The 1,319-nt window shown below is 64.4% G+C and carries 2 protein-coding genes; both read left to right on the top strand.

Annotated features, from left to right (window positions below):
* The first annotated feature begins 70 nt into the window (after window positions 1-70).
* On the top strand, window positions 71-382 hold the full coding sequence (locus tag ACIA12_RS40260) for a transposase (RefSeq protein ID WP_396372737.1): 312 nt from the start codon (window positions 71-73) through the stop codon (window positions 380-382).
* Between the two features lie 14 nt (window positions 383-396).
* Window positions 397-1,287 (top strand): IS3 family transposase, encoded by an 891-nt coding sequence (locus ACIA12_RS40255; protein WP_396372738.1) that lies wholly within the window; start codon window positions 397-399, stop codon window positions 1,285-1,287.
* Window positions 1,288-1,319 lie beyond the last annotated feature (32 nt).

Here is a 1,319-nt window from a genome sequence, read left to right as displayed (position 1 = left end):
GTTGGGCTTGCCCCCGATAGGTGGACATCTTCGCTGGCGAGATCGTTGGTCTCGTGGGAAGGATGTTGTTATGGGAAAGCACAGGACGTTCACGCCGGAGTACCGGCGGGAGGCGGCTCGGTTGGTGATCGAGTCGGGCCGGCCGATCGCTCAGGTTGCCCGTGAGCTGGGGTTGGGAGCTCAGTTGCTGAGTCGTTGGGTGCTGGTGGAGCGGGCCAGTACTGAACCGGGTGAGCCTGAGTCCGGTGGTGAGCAAGGGGCGTTGAGTTTGGATGAGCGGGCTGAGTTGGCGCGACTGCGCCGGGAAAACTCGGAGTTGAGGAAGGATCGGGATTTCCTGAAAAAAGCAGCGGCCTTCTTCGCCTCCGACAACAACCGGTAGATGCCTACCAGGTCATCGGTCACGTCATCGAGTCGCAGAAGGCCGGCTTCCATGTCACCCGGATGTGTGCGTTGCTGCAGGTCTCACGATCGGGGTACTACGCCTGGCGGCATCGCCAGCTGACCGGGCCCGGACCTCGTCAGCGTCGCCGCGAACAGATCGCCGGACGGGTCGCCCAGGCCCACGCTGATTCTGATGGTGTCTACGGGGCGCCGCGGATCACCGGCGAGCTGCGTGCGGCCGGCACCGTCGTGACCCGCAAGACCGTCGCCAAGGCGATGACCGCGCTGGGCCTGCAGGGCGTGTCACCGCGTCCCTTCAAGGTGACCACCGTGGCCGATGATCACGCCGCACCGCGCCCGGACCTGGTCAATCGGGTCTTCGACACTGGAGCGCTGAACAGGGTCTGGATCTCTGACATCACCTACCTGCACACCCACCAAGGATGGCTCTACCTGGCTGTCGTCCGCGACGCGTGCTCTCGCCGGGCCCTGGGCTGGGCAATCGAGGACCATCAACGCGCCGACCTGGTCCAGGCCGCACTCCAAATGGCTCTCGAACAACGCGGAGGCGACCTGCCCGACCAGGTCGTGTTCCACACCGACCGCGGCACCCAATACACCTCGACCCAGATCAGCGACTTCGCCGCCGCCAACAACCTTGCCTGCTCAGTCGGGCGCACCGGGGTCTGCTGGGACAACGCGATGGCCGAATCGTTCTTCGCGACCCTGAAAGTCGAGTTCTACCACCGCCACACCTGGACCACCCACGCTCAAGCCAAACACGCCGTCAACCACTGGATCGCCAACATCTACAACAGACGCCGACGCCACTCAGCCCTCGGCATGACCAGCCCAATACAGTACGAACTCACACACCACTCCACAGCGGCCAAAGCCGCATAACCCGGTGTCCACCACCCGGGGGCAAGCCCAAG

The organism is Kribbella sp. NPDC051620 (genome assembly GCF_044453825.1).
In the GTDB taxonomy this organism is placed as follows: Bacteria; Actinomycetota; Actinomycetes; order Propionibacteriales; family Kribbellaceae; genus Kribbella.
Note: the sequence above shows the minus strand (reverse complement) of the source record. Positions and strands in the feature narration are given on the sequence as shown.

Bases quoted from the DNA above. Each gene is read 5' to 3' on its own strand.
- ACIA12_RS40260 (WP_396372737.1), top strand. From the start codon at position 71: ATGGGAAAGCACAGGACGTTCACGCCGGAGTACCGGCGGGAGGCGGCT.